Annotated in this window: 21 protein-coding genes and 1 pseudogene; 11 read left to right on the top strand and 11 right to left on the bottom strand. The window is 73.1% G+C overall.

Annotated features, from left to right (window positions below; translation table 11 throughout):
- Positions 1-107: 107 nt before the first annotated feature.
- Positions 108-2,327, bottom strand: a complete 2,220-nt coding sequence (locus ACFY30_RS35970; protein ID WP_390849343.1) for an NADP-dependent isocitrate dehydrogenase — start codon at positions 2,325-2,327, stop codon at positions 108-110.
- 218 nt (positions 2,328-2,545) lie between these two features.
- Here ACFY30_RS35970 and ACFY30_RS35965 point away from each other — a divergent pair, with 218 nt between their 5' ends.
- Complete coding sequence (locus ACFY30_RS35965; protein WP_390849342.1) at positions 2,546-4,111, top strand: M1 family metallopeptidase; 1,566 nt, start codon at positions 2,546-2,548, stop codon at positions 4,109-4,111.
- 99 nt (positions 4,112-4,210) lie between these two features.
- Here ACFY30_RS35965 and ACFY30_RS35960 read toward each other — a convergent pair whose 3' ends face one another.
- Together ACFY30_RS35960 and ACFY30_RS35955 are read right to left on the bottom strand one after the other, a co-directional pair.
- Positions 4,211-5,308 carry a mechanosensitive ion channel family protein gene (locus tag ACFY30_RS35960; protein ID WP_390849340.1) on the bottom strand — a complete coding sequence of 366 codons (1,098 nt, stop codon included), beginning with the start codon at positions 5,306-5,308 and terminating at the stop codon, positions 4,211-4,213.
- Between the two features lie 235 nt (positions 5,309-5,543).
- Positions 5,544-6,503, bottom strand: coding sequence for a YbhN family protein (locus ACFY30_RS35955; RefSeq protein WP_390849338.1), 960 nt, complete (start codon positions 6,501-6,503; stop codon positions 5,544-5,546).
- Between the two features lie 162 nt (positions 6,504-6,665).
- Between ACFY30_RS35955 and ACFY30_RS35950 the strand changes: the two genes are divergently transcribed.
- Positions 6,666-8,534, top strand: coding sequence for an ABC transporter ATP-binding protein (locus ACFY30_RS35950; RefSeq protein ID WP_390849432.1), 1,869 nt, complete (start codon positions 6,666-6,668; stop codon positions 8,532-8,534).
- A gap of 10 nt (positions 8,535-8,544) precedes the next feature.
- On the opposite strand, the gene ACFY30_RS35945 is transcribed toward ACFY30_RS35950, so the two are convergent.
- Genes ACFY30_RS35945 through ACFY30_RS35935 form a run of 3 tightly spaced genes read right to left on the bottom strand, consistent with a single transcriptional unit; the run spans position 8,545 to position 13,923 of the window.
- On the bottom strand, positions 8,545-10,713 hold the full coding sequence (locus tag ACFY30_RS35945) for a bifunctional serine/threonine-protein kinase/ABC transporter substrate-binding protein (protein ID WP_390849337.1): 2,169 nt from the start codon (positions 10,711-10,713) through the stop codon (positions 8,545-8,547).
- 10 nt (positions 10,714-10,723) lie between these two features.
- Positions 10,724-13,102 (bottom strand): bifunctional serine/threonine-protein kinase/ABC transporter substrate-binding protein, encoded by a 2,379-nt coding sequence (locus tag ACFY30_RS35940; RefSeq protein ID WP_390849336.1) that lies wholly within the window; start codon positions 13,100-13,102, stop codon positions 10,724-10,726.
- Entirely contained in the window at positions 13,102-13,923 is an 822-nt protein-coding gene (locus ACFY30_RS35935) for a hypothetical protein (RefSeq protein WP_390849335.1), read from the bottom strand. The genes ACFY30_RS35940 and ACFY30_RS35935 overlap by 1 nt, the downstream gene beginning before the upstream one ends.
- A gap of 294 nt (positions 13,924-14,217) precedes the next feature.
- Here ACFY30_RS35935 and ACFY30_RS35930 point away from each other — a divergent pair, with 294 nt between their 5' ends.
- The 6 genes from ACFY30_RS35930 to pqqE all read left to right on the top strand — a co-directional run bounded on the left by ACFY30_RS35930 (position 14,218) and on the right by pqqE (position 18,708).
- Positions 14,218-15,339 carry a PQQ-dependent sugar dehydrogenase gene (locus tag ACFY30_RS35930; RefSeq protein ID WP_390849334.1) on the top strand — a complete coding sequence of 374 codons (1,122 nt, stop codon included), beginning with the start codon at positions 14,218-14,220 and terminating at the stop codon, positions 15,337-15,339.
- A gap of 63 nt (positions 15,340-15,402) precedes the next feature.
- On the top strand, positions 15,403-15,552 hold the full coding sequence (pqqA, locus tag ACFY30_RS35925; protein ID WP_390849333.1) for a pyrroloquinoline quinone precursor peptide PqqA: 150 nt from the start codon (positions 15,403-15,405) through the stop codon (positions 15,550-15,552).
- 9 nt (positions 15,553-15,561) lie between these two features.
- The gene (gene pqqB, locus ACFY30_RS35920) at positions 15,562-16,461 is read left to right on the top strand and encodes a pyrroloquinoline quinone biosynthesis protein PqqB (RefSeq protein WP_390849332.1); all 900 of its coding nucleotides are present in this window, start codon (positions 15,562-15,564) and stop codon (positions 16,459-16,461) included.
- Positions 16,458-17,279, top strand: a complete 822-nt coding sequence (pqqC, locus tag ACFY30_RS35915; RefSeq protein ID WP_390849331.1) for a pyrroloquinoline-quinone synthase PqqC — start codon at positions 16,458-16,460, stop codon at positions 17,277-17,279. Before pqqB ends, pqqC begins: the two co-directional genes overlap by 4 nt.
- 47 nt (positions 17,280-17,326) lie before the next feature.
- Complete coding sequence (gene pqqD, locus ACFY30_RS35910; RefSeq protein ID WP_390849431.1) at positions 17,327-17,548, top strand: pyrroloquinoline quinone biosynthesis peptide chaperone PqqD; 222 nt, start codon at positions 17,327-17,329, stop codon at positions 17,546-17,548.
- Entirely contained in the window at positions 17,545-18,708 is a 1,164-nt protein-coding gene (gene pqqE / locus ACFY30_RS35905) for a pyrroloquinoline quinone biosynthesis protein PqqE (protein ID WP_390849330.1), read from the top strand. Before pqqD ends, pqqE begins: the two co-directional genes overlap by 4 nt.
- Here pqqE and ACFY30_RS35900 read toward each other — a convergent pair.
- The 3 genes from ACFY30_RS35900 to ACFY30_RS35890 form a co-directional block, all read right to left on the bottom strand.
- Complete coding sequence (locus tag ACFY30_RS35900; protein ID WP_390849329.1) at positions 18,668-19,129, bottom strand: hypothetical protein; 462 nt, start codon at positions 19,127-19,129, stop codon at positions 18,668-18,670. The genes pqqE and ACFY30_RS35900 overlap by 41 nt on opposite strands.
- 78 nt (positions 19,130-19,207) lie before the next feature.
- Positions 19,208-20,680 (bottom strand): APC family permease, encoded by a 1,473-nt coding sequence (locus tag ACFY30_RS35895; RefSeq protein WP_390849327.1) that lies wholly within the window; start codon positions 20,678-20,680, stop codon positions 19,208-19,210.
- Positions 20,681-20,757: 77 nt separating this feature from the next.
- A complete protein-coding gene (locus tag ACFY30_RS35890; RefSeq protein ID WP_390849326.1) occupies positions 20,758-21,456 on the bottom strand; it encodes a FadR/GntR family transcriptional regulator in 699 nt (232 codons plus the stop codon).
- Positions 21,457-21,640: 184 nt separating this feature from the next.
- On the opposite strand from ACFY30_RS35890, the gene ACFY30_RS35885 reads away from it, so the two are divergent.
- Positions 21,641-23,104: an amino acid permease gene (locus ACFY30_RS35885; protein WP_390849324.1), complete on the top strand. Its 1,464-nt coding sequence runs from the start codon at positions 21,641-21,643 to the stop codon at positions 23,102-23,104.
- A 316-nt stretch (positions 23,105-23,420) separates the two neighbouring features.
- On the opposite strand, the gene ACFY30_RS35880 is transcribed toward ACFY30_RS35885, so the two are convergent.
- Both ACFY30_RS35880 and ACFY30_RS35875 read right to left on the bottom strand, forming a co-directional pair.
- Positions 23,421-24,287: a sugar phosphate isomerase/epimerase family protein gene (locus ACFY30_RS35880; protein ID WP_390849322.1), complete on the bottom strand. Its 867-nt coding sequence runs from the start codon at positions 24,285-24,287 to the stop codon at positions 23,421-23,423.
- Positions 24,284-24,535: pseudogene (locus ACFY30_RS35875) on the bottom strand (inositol 2-dehydrogenase); the annotation flags it as partial. The gene ACFY30_RS35880 and the pseudogene ACFY30_RS35875, both read right to left, overlap by 4 nt.
- A 123-nt stretch (positions 24,536-24,658) precedes the next feature.
- Here ACFY30_RS35875 and ACFY30_RS35870 point away from each other — a divergent pair.
- The gene (locus ACFY30_RS35870; protein WP_390849321.1) at positions 24,659-25,765 is read left to right on the top strand and encodes an NAD(P)/FAD-dependent oxidoreductase; all 1,107 of its coding nucleotides are present in this window, start codon (positions 24,659-24,661) and stop codon (positions 25,763-25,765) included.
- A gap of 203 nt (positions 25,766-25,968) precedes the next feature.
- Positions 25,969-26,382, top strand: coding sequence for a DUF6069 family protein (locus ACFY30_RS35865; RefSeq protein ID WP_390849320.1), 414 nt, complete (start codon positions 25,969-25,971; stop codon positions 26,380-26,382).
- Positions 26,383-26,539 lie beyond the last annotated feature (157 nt).

Here is a 26,539-nt window from a genome sequence, read left to right as displayed (position 1 = left end):
AGACGCCACCGCGCCCCGGCCGGGCGGTGCCGGCCGGGGCGCGGGGTGAGCGGGAACGGCGCCGGGGCCGCGTCCGCCCGGGGTCGGGCGGGACGGGCCGCGGGGCGTCAGCTCAGGGAGGCGAGCGCCTCGTTCCAGGTGGCCGACGGGCGCATGACCGCCGCCGCCTTGGCCGGGTCGGGCTGGTAGTAGCCGCCGATGTCGGCCGGCTTGCCCTGAGCGGCGATCAGCTCGTCGACGATCTTCTGCTCGTTGGCGGAGAGCGTCTCGGCGAGCGGCGCGAAGGCCTTCGCGAGCTCGGCGTCGTCGGTCTGCCGGGCCAGCTCCTGCGCCCAGTACAGGGACAGGTAGAAGTGGCTGCCGCGGTTGTCGATGCCGCCGACGCGACGGGTCGGGGACTTGTCCTCGTTGAGGAAGGTCGCCGTGGCGCGGTCGAGGGTGTCGGCGAGGACCTTGGCGCGGCCGTTGCCGGTGGCCGTGGCGAACTGCTCGAGGGAGGGCACGAGCGCGAAGAACTCACCGAGGGAGTCCCAGCGCAGGTAGTTCTCCTTGACCAGCTGCTGGACGTGCTTCGGCGCGGAACCGCCGGCGCCCGTCTCGAACAGACCGCCGCCCGCCATCAGCGGGACGACCGACAGCATCTTGGCGCTGGTGCCCAGCTCCAGGATCGGGAACAGGTCGGTCAGGTAGTCGCGCAGCACGTTGCCGGTGACGGAGATGGTGTCCTCGCCGCGGCGGATGCGCTCCACCGACAGCTTGGTGGCCTCCTCCAGGGCGAGGATGCGGATGTCCAGACCCTCGGTGTCGTGCTCCGCCAGGTACGTGTTGACCTTGGCGATCAGGTTGGCGTCGTGCGCGCGGGTCTCGTCCAGCCAGAACACCGCCGGGTTGCCGGTGGCGCGGGCGCGGGTGACGGCGAGCTTCACCCAGTCCTTGATCGGCGCGTCCTTGGTCTGGCAGGCGCGGAAGATGTCACCCGCGGCGACCGGCTGCTCGATGAGCACGTTGCCGGCCTGGTCGACCAGGCGGACCGTGCCGGCGGTCTTGATCTCGAAGGTCTTGTCGTGGGAGCCGTACTCCTCGGCCTTCTGCGCCATGAGGCCGACGTTCGGGACCGAGCCCATGGTCGACGGGTCGTAGGCGCCGTGGGCGCGGCAGTCCTCGATGACGGCCTGGTAGACACCGGCGTAGGAGGAGTCCGGGAGCACCGCGAGGGTGTCGGCCTCCTGGCCGTCCGGGCCCCACATGTGGCCGGAGGTGCGGATCATGGCCGGCATCGAGGCGTCGACGATGACGTCGGACGGCACGTGCAGGTTGGTGATGCCCTTGTCGGAGTCGACCATCGCCAGGGCCGGGCCCTCGGCGAGCTCGGCGTCGAAGGAGGCCTTGACGGCGTCGCCCTCGGGCAGGGACTCCAGGCCCTTGAAGATGCCGCCGAGGCCGTCGTTCGGGGACAGGCCGGCGGCCGCGAGGGTCTCGCCGTACCGCTCGAAGGTCTTCGGGAAGAAGGCGCGCACCACGTGACCGAAGATGATCGGGTCGGAGACCTTCATCATCGTGGCCTTGAGGTGCACCGAGAACAGCACGTCCTCGGCCTTGGCCCGGGCGATCTGGGCGGTGAGGAACTCGCGCAGCGCGGCCACGCGCAGCACGGACGCGTCGACGACCTCGCCCTCGAGGACCGGTACGGACTCGCGCAGGACGGTGGTGGAGCCGTCCTCGCCGGCCAGCTCGATCCGCACCGCGCCGGCCTCGGAGATCACCACGGACTTCTCGGTGGAGCGGAAGTCGTTCTCGCCCATGGTGGCCACGTTGGTCTTGGACTCGGGGGTCCAGGCGCCCATGCGGTGCGGGTGCGTCTTGGCGTAGTTCTTCACCGACGCGGGGGCGCGGCGGTCGGAGTTGCCCTCACGCAGCACGGGGTTCACGGCGGAGCCCTTGACCTTGTCGTAGCGGGCCTGGATCTCCCGCTCCTCGTCGGTCTTCGGGTCGTCCGGGTAGTTCGGCAGCGCGTAGCCCTGCGCCTGCAGCTCGGCGACGGCGGCCTTGAGCTGCGGGATCGACGCCGAGATGTTCGGCAGCTTGATGATGTTGGCCTCGGGCGTCTTGGCCAGGGCGCCGAGCTCGCTCAGCGCGTCCGGGATGCGCTGGTCCTCGGTCAGGTACTCCGGGAACACGGCGATGATGCGCCCGGCCAGCGAGATGTCCCGCGTCTCCACGGCGACCCCCGCCTGCGAGGCGTACGCCTTGACCACCGGCAGGAAGGAATACGTCGCCAGGGCCGGGGCCTCGTCAGTGTGCGTATAGATGATGGTCGAGTCAGTCACCGGGTGCTCCGCTCCACGTCTGCAACATTGCTCGACATCAAGATATCTCGTGACGGAGGCGGGCTCGACAGGGGTCCGCCAGGGGTCCGCTCACAATTTCCGCGGTCCGTGCCCCCGGCCGGGCAACCGATCCGCCGGAACCGGTGGTCCTGGGGGTAGAGAGTCGACCTCGTCCACCGGCCGGACCGACCATCCGGCCGCCACAGCGAAAGCGGACCATGAGATATCGCACCAGAGTGACGGGCCCCGCGGCGGCCCTGATCGGCACCGCAGCCGTTCTCACGGGGGGCACCACGGCGCATGCCGTCCCGGCAGGCACCACGACGGACGGCGCGAGGACGGAGGGCACCGAGGCCCCCGAGACCCTCGGCGACCCCGTCTTCCCGGCCCTCGGCAACGACGGCTACCGGGTCACCTCCTACCACCTCGACTTCTCCTACGACGCCACGACCACCCTGGTGGACGCCGTGGCGACGCTGGAGATCCGCACCACCCAGGCACTGTCGCGCTTCTCCCTGGACGCCCTCGGCCTGGACATAGCCTCCGTGCAGGTCGACGGCCGCGCGGCGCCGTTCGAGCAGGTGGCGGAGAAGCTGCGGATCACACCGCCCCGCCCTCTTCCCGACCGCGACCGTGCCACGGTCCGGGTGACCTACACCGCGGACCCGCGCCGCACCCTCGCGCACACCGCCTGGGTCCCCACTCCCGACGGGTTCGCCGTGTGCCCGCAGCCGGACTCGGCGCACACCGTCTTCCCCTGCAACGACCACCCGTCGGACAAGGCAGGCTTCACCGTCCGCCTCACGGTCCCGGCGACCCTGAAGGCCGTCGCGAGCGGCAGCCTCGTGTGCACCGAGCACCTGGCCGGCGACCGGACCGCGTACACCTACCGCTCCCGCTCCCCGATCGCCACCGAGCTCGTGCAGATCACGGTCGGCGACTACGTCGTCAAGCAGCGGCAGGGCCCGCACGGGCTGCCCCTGCGCGACGTCGTCCCCGTCGCGCGGGCCGAGGCGCTGGAGCCCGCGCTCGCCCTCACCCCGGGCCTGGTGGAGTGGCTCGAGCAGCGGCTCGGCGCCTACCCCTTCGAGACGTACGGCCTGCTGCCCTGCAACTCCGACGACCCGGCCGCCTTCGACTTCACCGGCCTGGAGACCCAGACCCTCACCCTCTACAAGCCGAACTACCTCCTGCAGGCCGAGCCGAAGATCGGCTCGCACATGATGCACGAGCTGGTCCACTCGTATTTCGGCAACAGCGTCAGCCCCGCCACCTGGGCCGACCTCTGGCTCAACGAGGGCCACGCCGACTTCTACGGCCTGCTCTACCGCTACGAGCGCGGCTGGCCGGACTCCCTGGGCCTGACCACCTTCGAGGCCCGGATGAAGGACACGTACGCGCGCGGCGACCAGTGGCGGCGGACCTCGGGCCCCGTCGCCGCGCCGAACGCGGCCAACCTCTTCGACAGCCAGCGCTACCTCGGCGGCGTCCTCGTCCTGTACGCCTTGCGGCAGTTGATCGGCGAGGACGCCTTCCACGCGGTCGAGCGTGCCTTCCTGGCCCGCCACCGCAACTCCTCGGCCTCCACCGAGGACTACATCACCGTCGCCTGCCAGGTCTCCGGCCAGGACGTCTCCGGCTTCCTGCGCGACTGGCTGTACGGCACGACGACGCCGAGGATGCCCGGTCACCCGGACTGGACGGTCACCCCGGTGCCGCCGTCCCTCACGGCCCCGCGCGACAGGTCCGGCGCCCGCCGGCACGAGAACTCGGCGACGCTCTGATCCCGGCCTCGGATCCGGGGGTCCTGGAACGCCGGGACCCGCCGGCGTTCCAGGACGCCCGTCCCGCCCGTCGATCCGGGCGGGACGGGCGGGACGGGCCTACCCGTCGACCCGGACGGAGAGCGCTTCGCCGGTCTCCTCCGGGGTGCGCGGGTGGGGGATGACCACCGTGCCCTGCTGCAGCGACACATTGCGGGCCGGCGCCGGGATCCGGATGCCCTCCTCGCGGTAGCGCCTGTGCAGCCGCTTGATGAACTCGTGCTTGATCCGGTACTGGTCGCTGAACTCGCCGACGCCCAGGATCACGGTGAAGCCGATGCGGGAGTCGCCGAAGGTGTGGAAACGGACGGCCGGCTCGTGCTCCGGGACCGCGCCGGTGATCTGCGTCATCACCTCGGCGACCACGTCCATGGTCACCCGCTCCACGTGCTCCAGGTCGCTGTCGTAGGCCACGCCCACCTGCACCAGGATCGTCAACTCCTGCTCGGGCCGCATGAAGTTGGTCATGTTGGCCTTGGCGAGCTGCCCGTTGGGGATCACGATCAGGTTGTTGGACAGCGCCCGGACCGTGGTCTGACGCCAGTTGATGTCCTCGACGTACCCCTCCTCCCCGCTGCTCAGCTTGATGTAGTCGCCCGGCTGGACGGTCTTGGAGGCGAGGATGTGGATGCCCGCGAAGAGGTTGGCGAGGGTGTCCTGCAGCGCCAGGGCGACGGCCAGACCACCGACGCCGAGGGCGGTGAGCATCGGCGCGATGGAGATGCCCAGGGACTGCAGCATCACCAGGAAGCCGAGGGCCAGGACCAGGACGCGCGTGATGTTCACGAAGATCGTGGCGGATCCCGCGACCCCCGAGCGGGACTGGGTCACCGACTGCACCAGCTCGGCGACCACCCGGGCCGCCGACACCGTCACCACGAAGATCAGCAGCACCGTCAGGCACTGGTTGACGGTGTGCTGGACCGGCTTCGTCAGCGGCAGCACCGCGGCCGCGGCGGCCGTCCCTCCCGCTATCGCCGCCCACGGCACCACCGTGCGCAGCGCGTCCACGATGACGTCGTCGCCGTTCCACCGGGTGCGCTTGGCGTGCTTGGCCAGCCAGCGCAGCAGCGTGCGCGACAGGAAGGCCACGAGGAAGCCCGTGGCCACAGCGATCCCGGCGAGGACGAGGTCGTCCAGGGTCAGCGCGCGGTTCACCGCTCACCTCCGGGGAGTCGCTGCGCGGCAAAGAGGGCCGCAGACGGCCGGATGTGAAGAATCGTCACGTAGTCACCTGCTCGTTTCGGATGTGCCGGCATGCCCGCGTGAACGGGCACGACCGTTCATCCTGCCGCATGGTGCCGGGTGGTCAGCACCCGCGCACCTGCCCCGACGACGTCTTTCGGGCACGTGTCACCCGGGTCACCGTGTGCCCGTGGACCGGCCTGCGTTCTCAGATCACCTTCCACCGCACCAGCGCCCCCAGCGTCACCGCCCCCGGCACCAGCGGCAGCCACACGGTGATGACGCGGTAGGTGACGACCACCGCCGTCGCCGTCGCCACCGGGCCGCCCGCCGCGACCAGGGCCACGATCAGGGCCGCCTCCACCGACCCGATGCCGCCCGGGGTGGGGACCAGGGCGACCGCCACCGTCGCCGCGAGATAGGCGACCGCCATGTGCGCCGGCGGGACCGGCAGCCCCAACGCCCGCCCGACCGCGGCCAGTCCGGCCGCCTGCAGCACCGGGAACGCCAGGGAGCCGCCCCACAGGGCCAGCGCCCGGGAGGGGCAGGTGTGCACCGAGCGGGCCTCGCACAGGGCCGTGCGCAGGAACGACGACACGGCCGTCCGCAGCCGCCGTACGAGGACCAGGGCACCCGTCGCGGCCAGGAGGGCCGCCGCCACCGCGGCCAGCAGCGGGGCCAGCGACCCCTCGGGGAGCAGGGAACCGAACCGCAGCGCGCCGGGGAAGGCCAGCAGCAGCGCGGCCAGCAGACCCACCCGGGCCACGCCCTCCGCCAGCAGATACAGCGCGAGCGCCGCGGAGGAACGGGCCAGCGGCACCCCGCACACCGTCATGAAGCGGAGGTTGACCGCGCTCGCGCCGAGGCCCGTCGGCAGCAGATGGTTGGCCGCGCCCGCCGCGAACTGCGTGGCCAGCAGCCTGATCCGGGGCAGCCGCTGCACCACCGCACCCTGCCGGGTGACGGCCGCGGCCACCCACGTCAGACCGGTCGCCCCGGCAGCGGCCAGCAGCCAGGGCCACTGAGCCGTCCGCAGATGGCCGAAGCCCTCGGCGAGCACCGAACGGTGCCGCACCGCGACCACGCCGACCAGCAGGACCGGCAGCAGGCACAGGATCCGGCGGACGGGGAGACGCCGGGGGAGCGAGGGGAGCGGGACCGCTGTCACAGGGGGAGAGGTTGTCCGCGCGGCGCCAACAGCGGGTTGCGGAAGCGGGGACAACGCATTACGTACGGTCATCGGGTCCTTCGGGGAAGCACTCGGACGAGGGGACGGGGGGCCGGCATTGACCTCAAGGGCGGTCGAGGTCCTACGGTCGCTCCCATGAGCATGGACGCCATCGCCATGACGCAGCTGTACAGCGTCATGAACTCCCAGCAGGAACGCCGCCCCTTCGACCCCGCCACGCTGCGCCGCATCGGCGCGTTCGCGCGGCCGCACCGCCGCCGGATGGCCCTGTTCGTCGTGCTCGGGGTGGTGACGGCGCTGCTCGCCGTCGCCACCCCCGTGCTCGCCGGGTGGGTCGTCGACGCGATCGTGTCGCACGGCGATCCCGACCGGGTGGTGCGGCTCGCGCTGCTCATCGCGCTCATCGCGGTGTCGGAGGCGGCGCTGGGCATCCTGGGCAGGAGGCTCTCGGCGACGCTCGGGGAGGGGCTCATCCTCGATCTGCGCACGGCCGTGTTCGATCATGTGCAGAAAATGCCGGTCGCGTTCTTCACGCGTACTCGTACGGGGGCGCTCGTCTCCCGTCTCAACAACGACGTGATCGGCGCGCAGCGGGCGTTCAGCAACACCCTCTCCGGCGTGGTCTCCAACCTGGTCACCCTGCTGCTCACCCTCGCCGTCATGCTCACCCTGTCCTGGCAGGTCACCCTGCTCGCGCTGGCGCTGCTGCCGGTGTTCGTGATCCCGGCCCGGCGCATGGGCCGCCGGATGGCCGGAATGCAGCGGGAGGCGGCCGCCCTCAACGCGGCGATGGGCACCCGGATGACCGAGCGGTTCTCCGCACCCGGCGCCACCCTGGTCAAGCTCTTCGGGCGCCCCGAGGAGGAGTCGGCCGAGTTCGAGGCACGCGCCGCCCGCGTCCGGGACATCGGCGTCCGCACGGCCACCGCCCAGTCGGTCTTCCTCACCGCCCTGACGCTCGTCTCCGCCCTGGCCCTCGCCCTCGTCTACGGCCTCGGCGGCCGGCTCGCCCTCGAAGGCACCCTGGAACCGGGCGCCGTCGTCGCCCTCGCCCTGCTGCTGACCCGCCTGTACGCCCCGCTCACCGCGCTCGCCGGAGCCCGCGTCGAGGTGATGAGCGCCCTGGTCAGCTTCGAGCGGGTCTTCGAGGTACTCGACCTGAAACCGCTCATCGAGGAGAAGCCCGACGCCCGCGAGGTCCCCGAGGGGCCGGTGTCCGTCGAGTTCGACGACGTCCGCTTCGGCTACCCGTCCGCCGACAAGGTCTCCCTCGCCTCCCTGGAGGAGGTCGCCTCCCTCGACACCCGCGGCGGCACCGAGGTCCTGCACGGCATCTCCTTCCGCGCCGAACCCGGCCAGACCGTCGCCCTCGTCGGCTCCTCGGGCGCCGGCAAGTCGACCGTCGCCCAGCTCCTGCCGCGCCTCTACGACGTCGACGCCGGTGCCGTCCGCATCGGCGGCATCGACGTCCGCGACCTGAGCGCCGGTTCCCTGCGGGCCACCCTCGGCATGGTCACCCAGGACGGCCACCTCTTCCACGACACCGTCCGCGCCAACCTGCTGCTCGCCCGCCCCGCGGCCACCGAGGAGGACCTGTGGGACGCGCTGCGCCGCTCCCGCCTCGACGACCTCGTGCGCTCCCTGCCCGACGGCCTCGACACGGTCGTCGGCGAACGCGGCTACCGGCTCTCCGGCGGGGAACGCCAGCGCATGACCATCGCCCGGCTCCTCCTGGCCCGCCAGCGCGTCGTCATCCTGGACGAGGCCACCGCCCACCTCGACAACACCTCCGAGGCGGCCGTCCAGGAGGCCCTCACCGAGGCGCTGACCGGCCGCACCGCCGTCGTCATCGCCCACCGCCTGTCCACCGTGCGCGCCGCCGACCAGATCCTCGTCGTCGAGTCCGGCCGCATCGTCGAGCGCGGCACCCACGACCAGCTCCTCGCGGCGGGCGGCCGGTACGCCGAACTGCACCGCACGCAGTTCGAGGAGCCCCGGCTGGCGGCCTGACCCCGCCCGCTCAGGACGTGGCGTCCTTGTACTGGCCGAGGTAACGGAAGTCGCCGGAGGCGGCCCGGAACAGGTACAGGGCGTCCATGGTGTAGCGGGTGCTCGACCCCGTGTAGCGCAGCCGCTTGGTGATGCCCCGGTAGTCGGTCTCCCGCAACCGGCCCACGATCGCGCCCCGTTCGGCGTGCGCCGCGCCCAGCGAGGTCAGGGCGCGGCCGACGAACAGGGTCGCGTCGTAGGCCTCGGCCGAGTACGGCGGCGGGGCGGTGCCGAAGCGGGCGCGGTACGCGGAGACGAAGGACTTCGCGGCCGCCACCCGGGCCGGGTCGAGGAAGGCGGTGGAGAAGACCCAGCCGTCGGCGGCGTCGCCCGCCGAGGTGAGGAAGCGCGGGTCGAGGGCGCGCTGGGTGGCCAGTCGCGCGCCGGTGAAGCCGGCGGAGCGCAGCGCCCGGGCCAGCCGTGCCGCGCGCGCGTACCCGCCGCCGAACACCACCGCGTCCGCTCCGGCGTCCGTCACCGCATCGGCGACGGCGCGGAACGCGCCGTCGGAGTCGTCGTCGGCGGCGAGGGTGCGACGGACCGTGGTGTGCCGCCCGGACCGCACGGCCTCGGCGACGCCCGCGCAGACGGTCCAGCTGAAGTCGCCCTCGGCCGCGTCGTCGACCAGCACCGTCCGGCGGGCCCCGGCGGTGCGGACGAGGTACGCCACCAGGGGGGCCGCGAGGTTCGCGTCCGGGGGACGGGTGGCGGCGTACACCCGGTAGGTGACGGCGGACACCGCGTCGAGGCCGACCGACACGGAGACCATCGGGAGCAGCGCCTGCTGGTAGAGGCCGAGGGTGGCCCGCGCGCAGGCGTCGGTGGTCGGCCCGATCACCGCGCGGACCTGTTCGTCGGCCGCCAGCCGCCGGGCGACCTGCCGCGCCCGGGCGGTGCCGCCCGCGTCGTCGTGCACCCGGAGCGCCAGGTCGAAGCCGCGGCCCGCACGGGAGTTGAGGTGGTCGACGGCGAGCCGGACGCCGTTGTGCTGTGCGCGGCCGCTCGTACGGCCGGCGCCGCTCAGATCGGCGTGCAGGGCGAGGGTCAGCCGTTCGCGCTCGCTGTCCCCGCCCCGGGCCGGGGAGCCGCCGGGGCGGCCGGTACTCCACCAGGCCGCCGTACCCCCCGCCGCCAGGACTCCGGCGGCCGAGCCCAGCACCAGGAACCGGCGCCGTGCCGGTTTCGGCCCGAGGACGGGATCGACGACCGTCGCGGGCCCGCCGGGTACCGCCGTCACCTCGGTCGCCTCGACGTCGGGCAGGGCGAGGACGGCGGCCGAACGGCGGGCGATCAGACGGGTGAGGGACCCCGGCAGCCAGGCGTCGCCGTAGGGCTGCGCCCCCTCCAGCGTCCGCCGGAGGTCCGCCACGGCCGGGCGGGCCGCGGGCTCCTTCGCCAGACAGGCGCGCAGCAGCGGCAGCAGCGGCTCCGGTACGCCGTCCAGCTCCGGCTCGTCGTGGACCGTACGCATCAGCATGTCGGCCGCGGAGCCCCCGCCGAAGGGGCGTTCGCCCGTCACGGCGTACGCCAGCAGACAGCCGAGTGAGAAGACGTCACTGGGCGGGCCGATCTCCCGGCCCCTGCCCCGGGCCTGTTCGGGGGAGAGGAACCCGGGCGAGCCGACCACCATGCCGCTGGCGGTGAGCGCGGTGTCCTCCGGCATCCGGGCGATACCGAAGTCGATCATCCGGGGCCCGTCGACCGCGAGCAGCACGTTGCCGGGCTTGACGTCCCGGTGCACCAGCCCCGCCCCGTGGACCGCGTCCAGCGCCTCGGCGAGACGGGCGCCCAGCACACGGGCGGTCCCGTACGGCAGCGGCCCGCACTCCTCGACCGCCTCCGCCAGCGAGGGGCCCGGCACGAACGCCGTGGCCAGCCAGGGCGAGGACGCGTCCGGGTCCGCGTCGAGCAGCGGCACCACCCAGGGGCTCGCGACCCGGCCCGCGGTCTCCACCTCGCGGCGGAAGCGGGCCCGGAACCCCGGATCGTCCGCGTGCCCGGCACGGATCACCTTCAGCGCGGCGAGCGAACCCGCCGTGGTTCGGGCCAGGTACACCACACCCATGCCGCCCGCGCCCAGCCGGCGCAGCAGCCGGTAACCCGCGATCCGGGCCGGGTCCGCGCCGCGCAACGGCTCCATCTACGCCCCCTCAGGCGGACACCTGGTACGGCGCCACGCCCTGGTACGCGAACCGCCCGCCGGTGACCTTCCACAGGTGGACCCCGCTGCCGTCGACGACCAGCGCGCCGGTCGTCCTGTCGAACGCGAGGTTCCGGCTGATCCCCTTGTACGTGGCCGAGCGCAGCGCCGTCGTCAGGTTCTGCCGGGTACGGCGTCCGGCGGTCAGCGAGCCCAGACCCTTCAGGACGAGCTGCGCCACGTCGTAGGTCTCGACGGCGTACCGCTCCGGCTCCGCGCCGAAACGCTCGCGGTACGCGGCCGTGAACGCCTTCGCCTCGGGCGCCGCGGTGGCGTCCATGACCGGGGCGACGATCGCCCAGCCCTCGGCGGCGTCCCCGGCGGCGGACAGGAACCGGGCGTCGAGCACCCCCTGGGCGGCGGCCCGGGCGCCCGGGAAGTCACGGTTGCTCAGTTCCCGGGCCAGCAGCGCGGCCCGGTCGTGGTAGCCGGCGAAGACCACGGAGTCGGCGCCCCCGTCGAGCAGAGCGTCAAGGGTCGGCGCGAAGTCGGTCCGCAGCGCGCTGACCACCTTCGGCACGGCCGGCTGCCGGTCGTCCCTGAGGATCCGGGCGAGCGTACTGCTGATCTCCCAGGCGTGGGCGTCCGCCGCCCGGTCGTCGACGATCCCGATCGTGCGCGCCTTCGCGGTGCCGCGCAGGTACGCGTTCAGATAGAACGGCAGGATCGTGTCCGTGACCCGGGCGTGGAGGAAGGACCGGCTGCCCATCACGCCCAGCACGGTGGCGCCGGGGGACACCGCGATCAGGGGCAGTGACGCGGCGTCGTACGGCGCCAGGCAGGCCAGGGCGGTGGCGTCCGTGGTGGGACCGATCACGGCCAGCACGGACCGGTCGGCGACGAGCCGCTTCGCCACCTCGGGTGCCCGGTCCGGGTCGCCTCCGTCGTCCACCGTCTTCACAGCGAGCGTGAACGGCTTGTTCCCACGCGAGTTGAACTCGTCCACCGCGAGCCGCAGCCCCCGCTCCTGCGCCCGGCCGACCGCCTTCTGGTCCCCGCTCAGGTCGGCGTGCAGGCCGACGGTGTGCACGGGGCCGGTGGCCTTCGGGGCGGGGTCGTCGTTCCCGCCGTCACCGGCCAGCGCCGCCCACGCGGCCAGGCCACCCGCCGCGGTGACCGCCGTCGCGCCCCCGGCGAGGAGGAAGCGGCGTCTGCCGAGGGAACGGCCCGGCGGCGGCGCGGCCGCGGTGTCCGCCGGAGCGGTGCCGGCGGACGCGGCGTCGATCTCGGTCTCGTCGGCACCGGGCAGGGCCAGTCCGGCCGCCGACCGCTCGGCGATCAGCCGGACCAACGGCTCGGGCAACCAGACGCCTTCGCCGGACGCCTCGTCCTCCACTGCCTGGCCCGCGGGCGCCGTGCCCTGGGCCGCCTGGCCCTCGGCGGCCGTGCCCTGGGCCGCCTGGTTCCCGGGCGCCGTGTCCTTGCTCGCCTCGTCCCCGGGTGCCGGACGGTGCTCGGCGGGCCGGTCCGGGGCCGCGGGGCGCACCGCCCGCAGGGCCTCGCGCGGGTCGGGGGGCGAGGCGGGCGGGGCGGCGGCAAGGGACTCCGCCAGTGCCCCGGCCGTGGGCCGCAGCTCCGGGTCCTTCTCCAGACAGCCGCCCACCACCTCGGCGAGTTCCGCCGGGACACCCTCCAGGTCCGGCGCGTCGTGCACCGTGCGGTACAGCAGCGCGTCGAGCGAACCGGTGCCGAAGGGAGGGCGGCCGGTCGCCGCGTACGCCAGCACACAGCCCAGCGAGAAGACATCACCGGCCGGGCCCGTCTCCCGCCCGCCCCCGGCCTGCTCCGGGGAGAGGAATCCGGGCGTGCCGACCACGACACCGGTCGACGTGAGCGAGGTGTCCTCGGGATCGCGGGCCACACCGAAGTCGATCAGCCGTGGACCGTCGAGCGCCAGCAGCACATTGCCCGGCTTGACGTCCCGGTGCACGAGACCGACCGCGTGCAGGTCCCGCAGGGCCTCGGCGAGCCGCGCCCCCAGCACCCTCAGGCTCCGCGCCGGCAGCGGCCCGTGCGCGGCCAGGGCCTCGGCGAGCGAGGGACCCGGCACGAAGACGGTCGCCAGCCAGGGCTGCGCCGCCTCGGGATCCGCGTCCACGAGGGACGCCACCCACGGGCTCGTCATCCGGCGCGCCGTGTCCGCCTCGCGCCGGAACCGCTCCCGGAAGCCGGGGTCCTCGGCGTACTCCGCCTGGATCACCTTCAGCGCGACCAGGGTTCCGCCGGCCGAGCGGGCCAGGTACACCACGCCCATGCCGCCCGCGCCGAGCCGCCCGAGGAGCCGGTGTCCCGCCACCTTGGCGGGGTCGGAGGTGCGCAGCGGCTCCATCACTTTCCCTTCAACCGCTGCTGGATCCGCTCCAGCATCTTCGCCAGGGCGTCCGCGCCCAGCTGGGTGAGTTCCTGCTCGGTGTTTCCCTTCGCGCCCGTCACCGAGACGGCCACGACGACCGTGCCGAGCCGGGCGACCATCCACCGGTACGGCTGGGCGGAGCCGCCGTTCCCGGTGAACTCGCCGGCCTCCAGGACGGAGTCGTCGGCGTACTCCTGCTCGCGGGCGCCGAAGGGGGTGCCGAGCGAGTTCAGGCCCGTGATCCGCTCGTCGCTCCGCGGCTGCTGCTCCGGGCACCGCAGCACTTCCTCGAGCGTGGTGCCGAGCTGGTCGTCGGCGCCGAGGACGGAGGCGTGCACGGTGGCCGCGGCCGTCACCTTGACCGTGCCCCTGCCGTCGCCTGCCGGGAGCATGCTGTAGCGGGACGAGCTGGCCAGCACCCCGTGCGGCAGCTTCTCCCGCTCCCAGCGGCAGGCGTCGTCCAGCACGGCCCAGGTGCCCGCGGCACTCGCGGCCGGGGACTGGGCGACGAAACCCCGGCCCCAGTCGCCCGGGGCGAGCACCACGGAGTCGGCCAGGACACGCCCGTCGGCGGCGGTCCGGGGGACGAGGGAGGCATCGGGGGTGAAGACGGCGGAGGCCGGGGACGCGCCGGCCGAGGGGGCCGCCGTGGCGGCCGGGGAGCCGGGAGAGGACGAACCGCCCTTCGCGGACGGCGTGCCGTCCGCCTCGTGGGCCGAGCACCCCGCCAGCAGACTCCCCGCCACCAGCAGGGTCACCACCCAACTGCCCCGCACGCCTTGGGCGTTGCCGCTCACTCAGTCCCCTCAACACCGCTCGCACCGTTCGACTCCCCGAACGTAGACGGCCGCGCGGAGAGGGGCCTCCGTAGAACCACGTAACCGACTACGTATTCGGCCGTCGGCGCGGTCGCCGTCGCGCTCGCCGTCAGCAGGATGGACGATCTCCGGTGGCCCGCGCGAAACCCCGGCCCCAATACTCCTTGAGGGAGTCGAAGCCGTCGTACGGTCCGGCCTCCCCATGTCACCGATGCGGCGGCGCACTTCCTTTCACCGTGCGGCCGGTCGGCCCACGAGACGAAGGGCTTCGGAATGTCACGATCGACGCGACCGGCGCCGCATAGCGCCCGGTCCGGCAGGGCCGCGGCCGTCGCCGTCACCGCCGTCCTCGGCGCCTGCCTGCTGCAGCCCGCGTCGGCCGCCGCCGCCGACGCGGGAAGCATCCGCGCCGGCGCGGCGCCGGCGGGCGCCACCGTGCTCTCCGGCCAGTGGACCCGGCCCTGGGCCATCACCTTCCTGCCCGGCGGCAAGAAGGCCCTGGTGACCGAACGCTTCACCGCCGCCGTATGGCTGCAGGCGGGCGACGGCTCCAAGAAGAAGGTGGGCACGGTCCCCCACACCGTTCCCCCGTCGCCGAGCGGGGGCAAGGGCGGCCTGCTGGGCGTCGCCCCCTCACCGACCTGGAACGGCACCACGGACAAGGACGTCTTCTTCGTCCACACGGCCGCCTCCGACATCCGGGTCGCGCGCATGCACTTCGACGGCACCTCGCTCCGTGACTACAAGGTCGTACTCGGCGGAATCACCCGGGGCGGCGACCACAACGGCGGAAAGATCGCGTTCGGCCCCGACGGGTATCTGTACGTCAGCGTCGGAGACGCCCTGAAGCGCAACCTCGCGCAGGACAGGAAATCCCTCAACGGAAAGATCCTGCGCATCACCAAGAGCGGTGCCGCGGCCCCCGGCAACCCGTTCGGCACCCGCGTCTACAGCCTCGGCCACCGCAACCCGCAGGGCCTCGCCTGGGACAGCCGCGGCAGGCTGTGGGAGACCGAGATCGGCGAGAACACCTGGGACGAACTCAATCTCGTCGAGCCGGGCAGGAACTACGGCTGGCCCGCCTGCGAGGGCTCCTGCTCCAAGGCCGGCATGACCAACCCCAAGAAGGTCTGGCACCCCGACCAGGGCGGCGTGCCCGCCCAGATCGCGATCAAACGGGACGTCGTCTACGTCACGACGCTGCTCGGGCAGCGGCTGTGGGCGCTGCCGATCGACGGCACCGGCAAGGCCGTGGGCACCGCGAAGTCGTACTACAACGGCACCTACGGCCGGCTGCGGGCGCTAGCCAAGGTGCCCGGCGCCGACGAGCTCTGGCTCGGCACGACCGACCGAGGCGACAACCGGGACCGCATCCTGCGGATCACCCTCAAGTGACTCCCCTCCGCACGCATCCCGCGCAGGGGTGAACCCACCTCCCTCGAAAGGAAGGCACCCACCATGAACGACACCACCGAGCAGCCGGCCCAGGCACAGCGGCCGGCCGGGACCACGGCGGAGCGGACCGAGCCGACCACGTGGCAGACGCCCGGGTACACGGTCGTCGACACCGCGCTGGAGGTCACCGCCTACTCCCTCTCCGCCCGCTAGTCCGCCGCCATGCTGCTGCAGGTGCTCGGCACCGCGGCCGGCGGCGGCATCCCGCAGTGGAACTGCGCGTGCCCCGGGTGCTCCGGGGCACGCGCGCATCCCGAGCGCCGCCGCCGCCACGCCTCCCTGGCGGTCCGCACCGAGGAGGGCCGCTGGTACCTCGTCAACGCGACCCCCGACCTCGGCGACCAGATCGAGGCCCACCCGGCGCTCCACCCCGGGCCCGGGCCCCGCCAGACCCCGATCGCCGGCGTCGTCCTCACCGACGCCGAACTCGACCACACCCTGGGCATCGCCCGGCTGCGCGAGGCGGACGCCCTGGAGATCCACGCCACGGCCCCGGTCCGCGGCGCACTGGAGGACCGCCTGCGGCTCGGCGAGGTGCTCGGCCCCTACACCGCCCTGACCTGGCGAGAACTGCCCTGCCACGGCACCCGCTCCCTCGGCCCGCCGGACCGCGGCGTCCGCGTCAGCGCCGTCCCCGTCTCCGGCAAGCGCCCCCGGTACGCCGCCGACGCCCCCGAGGACGACGCCTGGGTGGTGGCGCTGCGGCTGTACGAGCCGGCCACCGGCCGGACGGCGGTCTACGCCCCCGCCGTCGCCATCTGGTCCGACGCCCTGCACCGCGTCGCCGCCGAGGCCGACTGCGTGATCGTCGACGGCACCTTCTGGGACGACGAGGAGCCGCGCCGCGCCGGCATCTCCTTCCGTACCGCGACCGGCATGGGCCATCTGCCCGTCGACGGTCCGGGCGGCACCGCCGGCATCCTCGCCACCCTGTCCGCCCGCTGCTACTACACGCACCTCAACAACACGAACCCCCTCGTCGATCCCACCGCGGCGCAGCACAAACGGCTCGCCCGCCTGGGCATCGAGGTGGCCGACGACGAGTTGGTGATCGAGCTGTGACCACGACACCCGCCCCCCGGACCGGGAAGGCCCCGGCCGAACCCTGGAGCCCCGCCGAGTTCGAGGACCGCCTGCGGGCGGTGGCCCGGGAGCGGTACCACGACCGCCACCCCTTCAACGTCCGTATGCACGAGGGCGACCTGTCCCCGGCGGAGGTGCGGGCCTGGATCGCCAACCGCTTCCACTACCAGCGGCACATCCCGGTCAAGGACGCGCTGATCACGGCGAAGCTGGACTCCCCGCGGCTGCGCCGCATGTGGCTGCGGCGCATCGAGGACCACGACGGCCGCGCGGAGGGAGAGGGCGGCATCGAACGCTGGCTGCGGCTCGGCGAGGCGGCCGGACTGGACCGCCGCGGCCTGCTCGCGGGCGACCGCGTCCTGCCGGGCGTCCGGCTGGCGGTGGACGGTTACGTCAACTTCTGCCGCCTGCGTCCTCCGCTGGAGGCCGTCGCGGCCTCGCTCACCGAGCTCACCGCGCCCCATCTGATGCGGCTGCGCATCGACGCCTTCGAACGCCACTACGCGTGGATCGCGCCGGAGGGGCTCGCCTACTTCCGCGGCCGCGTCTCCCAGGGCCGCCGCGACAGCACGGAGGCCCTCGCCCTCGTCCTGGAGTGGGCCCGCACCCGCGAGGACCAGGGACGCGCCGTGGCCGCCCTCACCTTCAAGTGCGACATCCTGTGGTCCCTGCTCGACGCGGTCCAGCACCACACCGCCCCCGTGCCGTCCCCCGACCGCCCAGAGGATCCGGACCGGCGACCGCGACCTGAACCGGACGGTCGGGTGGCGCGTCGTGGTGGGCGGGGGGAGGGGTGAGGGGCGTGGGCGCGGGGCCGTGGCGGCCGGTGCCGGCCCCGGCCCTGATGCTGCGGCACGACCCGGTGCGGGGCGCGGACCTGCTGGTCCTGCCCGAGAGAGTGGTCGTCCTGGAGGGCCACGCCGGGCAGATCCTCGGCCTGTGCGACGGCACGCGCACCGTGCGCGGGATCGTCGACGAACTCACCGCGCGTCACCCGGGCGCCCCGGTGGCCACCGAGGTGCCCGCCTTCCTCGACCGGCTGCGCCGGGAGGGGTGGCTCGCATGACCGTCCCCCGGACGCCCGCCCACCCGCCGCGCCCCTGGGCGCTGCTCGCGGAACTGACCCACGCGTGCCCGCTGCACTGCCCGTACTGCTCCAACCCGCTGGAACTGGCCCGCCGCTCCGGCGAACTGAGCACCGAGGAGTGGACGGACGTCCTGCGCCAGGCCGCCGCGCTGGGCGTCGTCCACACCCATCTCTCCGGCGGCGAGCCGCTGCTGCGCCCCGACCTGGAGCGGATCGTCGCCGCCGCCGAGGCCGCCGGGATCTACACCCAGCTCGTCACCAGCGGCACCGGCCTGGACGAGGAGCGGCTCACCGCACTGCGCGCGGCGGGGCTGCGCAGCGTCCAGCTCTCGGTCCAGCACGCCGACCCCCGGGCCAACGACCGGATCGCCGGACGCCCCTCCGCCTTCGCCGCCAAGGAACGGGCCGCGGCCCTCGTCCGCGCCGCCGGGCTCCCGCTCGGTCTCAACGTCGTGCTGCACCGCGACAACCTGGACGCCGTCGGCGACCTCATCGACCTGGGCGAGACCTGGGGCGCGGACCGGGTCGAGCTGGCCAACACCCAGTTCTACGGCTGGGGCCTGCTCAACCGCACCGCGCTGCTGCCCTCCCGTGAGCAGCTGGCCCGCGCCCGGGAGACCGTGGAACGCCGGCGCGAGCGGCTCGCCGGGCGGCTCGACCTGGTGTGGGTCGTCCCCGACTACTTCGACGGTGTCGCCAAGCCCTGCATGGGCGGCTGGGGAGCGGTCTCCCTCACCGTCACCCCCGACGGCACCGCGCTGCCCTGCCCGGCCGCCGCCTCCCTGCCGGACCTGGACCCGCCCAGCGTCCGGGACCGTCCGCTCGCCTGGATCTGGGACCGTTCCCCGGCGTTCGCCCGCTACCGCGGCACCGACTGGATGACCGGCCCCTGCGGCACCTGTCCCCGCCGCGAGGAGGACTTCGGCGGCTGCCGCTGTCAGGCGTACGCGCTCACCGGCGACGCCACCCGCACCGACCCGGCGTGCGCGCTCTCCCCCGACCACGGCCTCCTGCGCGCCCTCACCGCCACCGGTGCCGCGCAGGATCCGCCGCCGTACGTCTACCGTCGCCCCGGAGCGGACGTGGGCGCCTCGTCCGCTACTCGTTCACCGCGGAGCGTGCGAGCCCCCAGCCGATGAGGGCCAGGACCCCGGCGACGGGTCCCAGCGCGGGCGCGAGCGTCGTGTTCACGACGGCGGCGCCGATCAGCCCGGTCGTCTGCCAGGCCGCCCCGAGCACCGCGAGAGCCGACAGCCAGTGCCATCGGTTGTACCGCGCCACCACGAACGGCAGCAGCACGAAGGCGGCCGTCTGGACGAGGTATCCGATCAGGAAGTAGGTGTCGCCCAGGGACTCCCACCACTCCAGCTCGGTGGCGCCGACGCGGCCCGCCAGGTGCTCGGTACGGAAGTCGAGGAACGACTGGCCGCCCCAGACGCTCTCCGGGAACCAGTCCATGACGTAGAGCCCGATGAGGGTGAGGGCCGAAGCGGCCACCGTCAGCACGTAGGCGGTGGTCAGTTTCCCGTCGGTGGCCGCTGGGCTGCTGGAAATGGTCATGGTCCAGCGTGGCCCGTGCCCGGCCCGCTCCGCGTCCGTAGAACTACGTAGGTCGCCACGCAGGACCGGCGGACGGACTCACTCCGCGTCGGCGACGACCGAGCCGACCCGCTCGGCCAGGGTCGGGTCGCGGCGCACCAGGAGTGTCGCGTAGCCGACGGAGCCGAGCAGCGCGGCCACCGCCGCGTAGGGGAACCAGCTGTACGGCGCCGGCTGACCGGGCTTGGCCAGGTAGTAGAGCGGGACCAGGATGGCCAGGGCGCCGATCGCGGGCAGGACCAGGTGGCGGACCGTGCGGAACTCCTGGGGACGGTATCTGCGGTAGTACAGCGGCAGGGCGATGTTGGACGCGAGGTAGACCAGCAGGATCAGGATGGCGCCCAGGCTGGAGGACTCGGTGAAGAAGACCACCGGATCCATCGGGCCGCCGGCGGACCCGAGCAGATGCCCGAGACCCCAGCCGCCGATGATCAGCAGCGCGGTGACGGTGAAGGTGACGATCGCGTTGGTCGGCGTACGGCGGGTGGGGTGGACGTATCCGAAGAAGGACGGGAGCAGCCCCTCCCGCCCGGCGTTGAACACCAGCCGGGCCTGCGAGTTGATCCCGGCGATCAGCACGCCGAGGGTGGAGGTCAGTCCTCCGAGGTAGGCGACGAACGCCAGCGCCCCGAGCGCGTGGTGGGCGACGTCGATGAAGGGGATGGGGGAGTCGCCGAGCCGGGCCGTGTCGTAGTCGAAGCCGGTCACGGTGGCGTAGGAGAAGAGGATGTAGCTCACCGTCATGATCGCGACCGAGGAGAACACGGCGCGGCCGACGTTGCGCCGCGGGTTGGCCGTCTCCTCGGCCAGCGCCGCCGAGTTCTCCCAGCCGATGAACAGGTACACGGCGAGCGGGAATCCGGCCGCCAGCCCGCTCAGGCCGTGCCTGATGTGGCCGGGCAGGAACGGGGCGGCCGAGAGGCTGCCACGGTGTTCGACGAGCGTGGCGACCGAGACCACGACCAGCACCAGCATCTCCACGCCGAAGAAGTAGCCGGCCCATTTGGTGGAGACGACGATCCCGCGCAGCATCAGCACGACCGCCAGCCCGGTCAGCAGCAGCGTCCACAGGATCCACGGCAGGTCGACGCCGGTGTAGTGGTGCAGGGTGATCTGCACGAACCCGCCGGAGATCGCGATCACCGAGGCCATCGCGATGATGTAGCCGAGGCCGGCGAGCAGGGCAGTGGTCACGGCGCTGACCGGCCCGAACGTCTTGCCGACGAAGGTGATGAAGCTGCCGGCCGAGGGGTGCGCCCGGGAGAACTCGGCGAGGGTGTTCCCGAGCAGCGCGACGGCGACTCCCGCGGCGGCGATGGTCAGCGGGGACGCGACACCGGCGGTGGTGGCCAGGAAGGCGAAGCCGAAGAAGAAGCTCATGGCCGGGCCGACGTTGGCCATCGTGGCGGCGGCGATGTCCGCCATGCCGAGCACGCCGCCGCGCAGGCGCTCGGGCGCGCCGCCGACGGGGCCCGACGCCGGCGGCGGGCCGACGGCTCCTGGATCGGACATGGCGACAGCTCCTTGTGCGGTGGGGCGGCGCGCACCGGGGTGCGCGGGGTCGTGGGCCGGGCCGGGCCGGCCGGGCGTCAGCCCGGGCGGACCCGCTGGTGGTCCTTCACGGCGCGCACGGCCGGATCCATCGCGCCGCGGCCGAGTTCGGTGAGCAGATCGGCGTGGCAGCGGTTGCGGGCCCGTACCACCGAGGGGTCCGGGGCGGGCACCAGCAGGCACTGCCGGCCGAGCAGGTCGGCGGCGAACTCGCGGATTCCGGCGCCGCCGAGCAGTTCCGCGAGGTCGAGGTGGAAGCGTGTCTCGAGTTCGACCAGCCGTGCCGGGTCGTCGGCCAGGTCCATCTCGTCGACGAGCGAGCGCAGTCCGTCGAGGTGAGCGGCCGGGACCTCGCCCGCACCGTGGGCGACGAGACCGCACTCCAGGAGCAGGTGGAAGGAGTCCAGTACGGCCGCCTCCTCGGCGTCGTGCATCAGGGCGACGACGGTGTCCCAGTCCGCGGCGACGAAGGTGCCGCCCGCCCGGCCCCGCCGCCGGTCGAGGAGGCCGTCCTGGCACATCCCCTCCAGTGCGCGGCGCACGGTGATCTCACCGATCCCCAGCTCCTCGGCGAGGACGCCGGCGTCCGGCAGCCGGTCACCCGGCGCGACGGACTTCAGGCGCACCCGCAGCGCGACCCGGGACCGGACCAGGTCCGAACCCGTCTGACTCCCGCCGGACCGGAGGCGGGTGTCCCCGCCGCCGTAGGGCCCGAACTTGCCCGCTGCATTCACCACGGCGCCACCCTAACTGCCTGCTGAGCGGGGTCACGGTGTGGTGCACAGAGGGCTCCCGGAAGTGAGGGTTCCGCGGTTGCCTGCAAAATAGAGCAAGGTGAACACTTAAACAAGTCTTGTTCTTTTCGATCGTAGTGAACTAATTTCGCGCCTCGTCACCGTCCCCTCCTCCACGGATGTCGAGATGACCACACGTCCCCCTGTCCCCGCTCCCTCCGAGACGCCTCCGGCGGCCCCCGCCGCGGGCAACCCGGCGGACTCCGGCCTGCAGGCCGGCCTGAAGAACCGCCATCTGTCGATGATCGCCATCGGCGGTGTCATCGGCGCCGGCCTGTTCGTCGGCTCCGGCTCCGGCATCGCCGCCGCGGGCCCCGGCATCCTCGTCTCCTACGCCCTCGTCGGCGTCCTCGTCGTCCTCGTCATGCGCATGCTTGGCGAGATGGCGGCGGCCAACCCCACGTCCGGCTCCTTCTCCGCCTACGCGGACCGCGCGCTGGGCCGCTGGGCCGGATTCACCATCGGCTGGCTCTACTGGTTCTTCTGGGTCGTCGTCCTCGCGGTCGAGGCGACCGCCGGCGCCAAGATCCTGGCCGGCTGGATCCCCGCGGTCCCGCAATGGGGCTGGGCGCTGATCGTCATGGTCGTCCTCACCGCCACCAACCTGGTCTCGGTCAGCTCCTACGGCGAGTTCGAGTTCTGGTTCGCCGGCATCAAGGTCGTCGCCATCGGCGCGTTCATCGTCATCGGCGGCCTCGCGATCTTCGGGCTGCTGCCCGGCTCGGACCACCCGGCGAGCGGCTTCTCCAACCTCACCGCGCACGGCGGCTTCCTGCCGAACGGACCGGGGGCGATCCTCACCGGCGTCCTGATGGTCGTCTTCTCGTTCATGGGCAGCGAGATCGTCACGCTGGCCGCCGGCGAGACCTCGGACCCGCGCGGCGCGGTCACCAAGGCCACCAACAGCGTGATCTGGCGGATCGCGGTGTTCTACCTGGGCTCGATCCTGATCGTCGTGTCGCTGCTGCGCTGGGACGACCCGGCGATCCTCGAGGACGGCTCGTACGTCGCCGCGCTGAGCTCCATCGGCATCCCGCACGCCGCCCAGATCATGAACGCCATCGTGCTGACCTCCGTGCTGTCCTGTCTCAACTCCGGCCTGTACACCGCCTCGCGCATGGCGTTCTCGCTCGGCCGCCGCAGTGACGCCCCGGCGGCCTTCGGGCGGACCACGGACCGCGGCGTCCCCCGGTCGGCCATCCTGGCCTCGGTCGTCTTCGGCTTCGTCGCGGTCGCCTTCAACTACCTCTGGCCCGACACGGTCTTCCAGTTCCTCCTCAACTCCTCCGGTGCGATCGCCCTGTTCGTCTGGCTGGTGATCTGCTTCTCCCAGCTGCGGATGCGCAAGATCATCCAGCGGGAGTCGCCGGAGAAGCTGGTCGTCAGGATGTGGCTCTACCCCTACCTCACCTGGGCCACGATCGCCCTGATCACCTTCGTCCTGGGCTACATGCTCACCGACACGGCCGAGGGCGGCGGCCGCGACCAGGTCGTCCTGTCCACCCTGGTGGCCGTGGGCGTGGTGGTCGTGGCCGTGGTCCGGCAGCGGCTGGGCCGCACCACGGCGCACGACGCCGTCACCCCGTCGTAGCGGCGGGCCCCGCCGGGACGCGGGCCCGTTCGAGCGGGCCGGCCCCGGCATGATCCCGGCCGCGGCGGCCGGGCGGTTCCCCCCGCCCGGCCGCCGCGCCCGTCGCTCAGGCGAGGGGCTTGCCCTCGCGAGGGCGGTGCAGGCCCTCCGGTCCCTCGACGACGGCCGCGGGTCTCCGGCGCGCCGTAGGTCGTTCTGCCTGGTGGGGAGGGTGTTCCTGGGCAGCAGAAAGGGCCCTGCCGGGTGAGGGTGCGCTCCCCCGCAAGGCTCTTGCTGCACTTTTCCGTGCGGCGGTCGGGCTGATGTCTCCCCTGAATCAGACCGCGAGTTCCTTGGCGATCCGGTCCCGCATGAAAGCGGAGGATTCCCGGGCGCGCTCCTCCCAGGCGAAGACGCACGCGGTGGCGACACCGTCGAATTCCAGCGCGCGCAGGGTGCCGAAGAACGCGTCCCAGTCGACCTCTCCCTGGCCGATGTCCAGGTGCTGGTGGATCCGCGCGGTGGTGCCGGGCGGGTTGAGGATGTACCGCAGGCCGGACGAACCCTTGTGGTTGAAGGAGTCCGCGATGTGCACGTGGTGGAGCTTGTCGCCGGCGTAGCGCAGCATGGCCGCGATGTCCGCCGTCGGGTCGGCGCCCGAGAGATGGAAGGAGTGCGGAGCGCAGTAGAGGTAGTTCACCCAGGGCTTTGCGACCGCCCGGACCAGGTCCACCGCCGGTGTGTTCTCCTCGCAGAAGTCGAACGGATGGGCCTCCAGATCGAGGGCGATGCCCTCCCGCTCGAAGAGCGGCAGCAACTCCTCCAGCGAGCGCCAGAACGCGGCCTCGCTCTCGGCCGCGCGCTCCGGGCGGCCGTTGAACTCCGAGTTCATCAGCGGGCATTCGAGGTCCGCGGTGATCTCGATCATCCGCTTCCAGTAGCGGACGGCGGCCTGCCGCTCGGTCTCGTCGGGTGAGGACCACTTGTAGAGGGGCAGCACCGAGGACGGCTTCACGCCGTGCGTGCGAAGGGAGTTCTTCAGCTCCCGGACGCGCTCGTCGTCCGCCCGCGGATGCAGGAAGAACGGCATGAAGTCCTCGCGCGGCGACAACTCGATGTACTCGCAACCGAGTTCGGCCACCGTGCGCACCATGTCGTCGATGGGCAGCGCCCGGAACATGTACGGGTCGAGGGCGATCTTCACCCGGCACCTCCGTAGCAGGCGGGTCGGGGCTTCATGTCGACGGTGACGACCGTGCCGTCGGACTCCAGCGAGCGGACGGCGGCGTCGGTGATGACGGTGGCGGCGTATCCGTCCCAGGCGGACGGACCGGTGGGTTCGGCGCCGGCCGCGACGGCGCCGATCCACTCACGGAACTCGGTGTCGAACGCCTCGGCGAACCGGCCCTTCCAGTCCTGCGGGACGGCGGTGCCGTGCCGGCCGGCGGTTCGCCGTGAGCGGCCGAGGGAGCGGTGCCGCACCCTTCACAGGACCTGCACAGAGCCCCAAGGTGCTTTAGGTTTCAAGGGGCTACGCTCGCGCTGAATCCCCCCACCCGGTACAGGAGATCCGTTGTGCGAGACGGCAACGTAGTGGTGATAGGCGGCGGTTACGCGGGCGTCCGCCTGGCGAAACGGCTGGACGCGACGGCGAGTGTCACGCTCGTGGACCGCAAGGACGTCTTCTTCCACCGGATCGCCTCCTTGCGCGCCGGTGTGCGTCCGGAGTGGACGGTGACCCCGTTCATCCCGTACGACCGGCTGCTGCGCAACGGCAGGGTGGTCAGGGGCAAGGCGGTCCGTGTCGACACCGCCGGGCGGGAGGTCGTGCTGGCCACCGGTGAGCGGCTGCCGTACGACGTCCTGGTGATCGCCACCGGCGCCGACTACCCGGAGCCGGCCCGGTTCACCGGGGGCACCGCCGAGGAGGCGGTCAAGTCGTTCGCCGGGCACCAGCAGAAGATCGCCACCGCCGGGCACGTCCTCGTCGTCGGCGGTGGCCCCTCCGGTGTCGAGCTCAGCGCCGAGATCCGCCTCGCCCGCCCGGACGCCCGGGTCACCCTCGCCCACGCCGGGACCGAGCTGCTGAACTCCACGGGCAGTGCCCGCGCGGGCCGCCGGGCCCGTGCCTGGCTGGAGGCCCACGGGGTGGAGGTGCGGCTGGAATCCTTCATGTCCCCCGGCAACGACTTCGGCACCTACCGCGACGCCCGCGGCACCGTCCTCGCCGCCGACCTCTCCTTCTGGGCGACGGGCACCACGCCCAACACGCTCTGGCTGCGGCTGGCCGGGCACGGCGAGTGGCTGAACGGCGCGGGGCACGTCAAGGTCGACGCGATGCTGCGGGTCGTGGGGTGGCCGGACGTGTTCGCGGTGGGCGACGTGAACGACGTCCACGAGCTCAAGGTCACCCCCGCCGCCCTCTCCCAGGCGGAGACCGCCGCCCACAACATCGGTTCCTATCTGCGCGGTTCGGGCAGGCACGGGAAGAACTCCCGCTCCTATCGCGCCGTTCACCGCACCCCGCTCGTCGTGCCGTTCGGCCCGGCCGACGGGGTGACCGTCCTGCCCGTGCCGGGCGGCGAGACGGCGGTCCTCGGTACCCGCACCTCCACCCTGGCCAAGGCGAAGACCCTCATGACCCCCTTCATGCGGCGCCAGCTCGGCTACACGGTGGCCTGACCGCCCCGGCCCCCGGCTTCAGGGGTCTCCGGCCTCAGGGGGCCCCGGCCTCAGGGGCCCCGGCCGCGGGGGTCCGGGCCTCCGTGCGACCCTACGCTTGAAATTTCAAATGTATTCGGCCAGACTCATGCCGAGCTACTGTTTGATTCTTCAAACACACCCGTCCTCGGGGCTCATCCCCCAGCAGCCTTCCTGGAGTTGTCATGTCAGTCGCCTCTGAACCCGTTGCCGTCCGCCGGGGCCCGCTCGTGGTCGTGGGCGCAGTGGTGGCCGCCGTCGTGGTGGCGTCCGTGGCGGACGCCGTGCTCGCCCTGCTCGCCCTGGCCGCCGGCGCCCCGGACGACTTCCGGCCGCTGAAGGCGTCCTCGTACGTCTTTCTGACGGCGGTCGGCGTGATCGCGGGAGCCGTCGGCTGGGCCGTCCTGCGCAAGGTGGCGAAGGCCCCGCAGGCACTCGTGCGGTGGCTGGTGCCCGCCCTCGTCGTGGTGTCCTTCGTGCCCGACTTCCTGCTCTTCGGCGACGGCGGCGCGATCGGCGTGTCGGCGCTGCTCCTGATGCACGTGGCGGTCGCGGCGGTCGCGGTGTTCACCTATCGCAAGGTCATGCCGCTGTCGTAGGACGGGACGACGACGACGTGGGGGGGGGGGGGGGGGCCCCCCCCCCCCCCCCCCCCCCCCCCCGCCGGGCGCCCCCGGCCCGCCCCCCCCCCCCCCCCCCCCGGGCGCCCCCCCCCCCCCCCCCCCCCCCCCCCCCCCCCCCCCCCCCCCCCCCCCC

This window comes from Streptomyces sp. NPDC000345 (assembly GCF_042898825.1).
In the GTDB taxonomy this organism is placed as follows: Bacteria; Actinomycetota; Actinomycetes; order Streptomycetales; family Streptomycetaceae; genus Streptomyces.
This window is presented reverse-complemented; position numbering and strand designations above follow the sequence as displayed.

Coding starts and splice junctions, on each gene's coding strand:
- ACFY30_RS35965 (WP_390849342.1), top strand. CDS start 2,546: ATGAGATATCGCACCAGAGTGACGGGCCCCGCGGCGGCCCTGATCGGC.
- ACFY30_RS35950 (WP_390849432.1), top strand. CDS start 6,666: ATGGACGCCATCGCCATGACGCAGCTGTACAGCGTCATGAACTCCCAG.
- ACFY30_RS35945 (WP_390849337.1), bottom strand. CDS start 10,713: ATGGAGCCGTTGCGCGGCGCGGACCCGGCCCGGATCGCGGGTTACCGG.
- ACFY30_RS35940 (WP_390849336.1), bottom strand. CDS start 13,102: ATGGAGCCGCTGCGCACCTCCGACCCCGCCAAGGTGGCGGGACACCGG.
- ACFY30_RS35930 (WP_390849334.1), top strand. CDS start 14,218: ATGTCACGATCGACGCGACCGGCGCCGCATAGCGCCCGGTCCGGCAGG.
- pqqA (WP_390849333.1), top strand. CDS start 15,403: ATGAACGACACCACCGAGCAGCCGGCCCAGGCACAGCGGCCGGCCGGG.
- pqqB (WP_390849332.1), top strand. CDS start 15,562: ATGCTGCTGCAGGTGCTCGGCACCGCGGCCGGCGGCGGCATCCCGCAG.
- pqqD (WP_390849431.1), top strand. CDS start 17,327: ATGCTGCGGCACGACCCGGTGCGGGGCGCGGACCTGCTGGTCCTGCCC.
- pqqE (WP_390849330.1), top strand. CDS start 17,545: ATGACCGTCCCCCGGACGCCCGCCCACCCGCCGCGCCCCTGGGCGCTG.
- ACFY30_RS35900 (WP_390849329.1), bottom strand. CDS start 19,129: ATGACCATTTCCAGCAGCCCAGCGGCCACCGACGGGAAACTGACCACC.
- ACFY30_RS35895 (WP_390849327.1), bottom strand. CDS start 20,680: ATGTCCGATCCAGGAGCCGTCGGCCCGCCGCCGGCGTCGGGCCCCGTC.
- ACFY30_RS35885 (WP_390849324.1), top strand. CDS start 21,641: ATGACCACACGTCCCCCTGTCCCCGCTCCCTCCGAGACGCCTCCGGCG.
- ACFY30_RS35865 (WP_390849320.1), top strand. CDS start 25,969: ATGTCAGTCGCCTCTGAACCCGTTGCCGTCCGCCGGGGCCCGCTCGTG.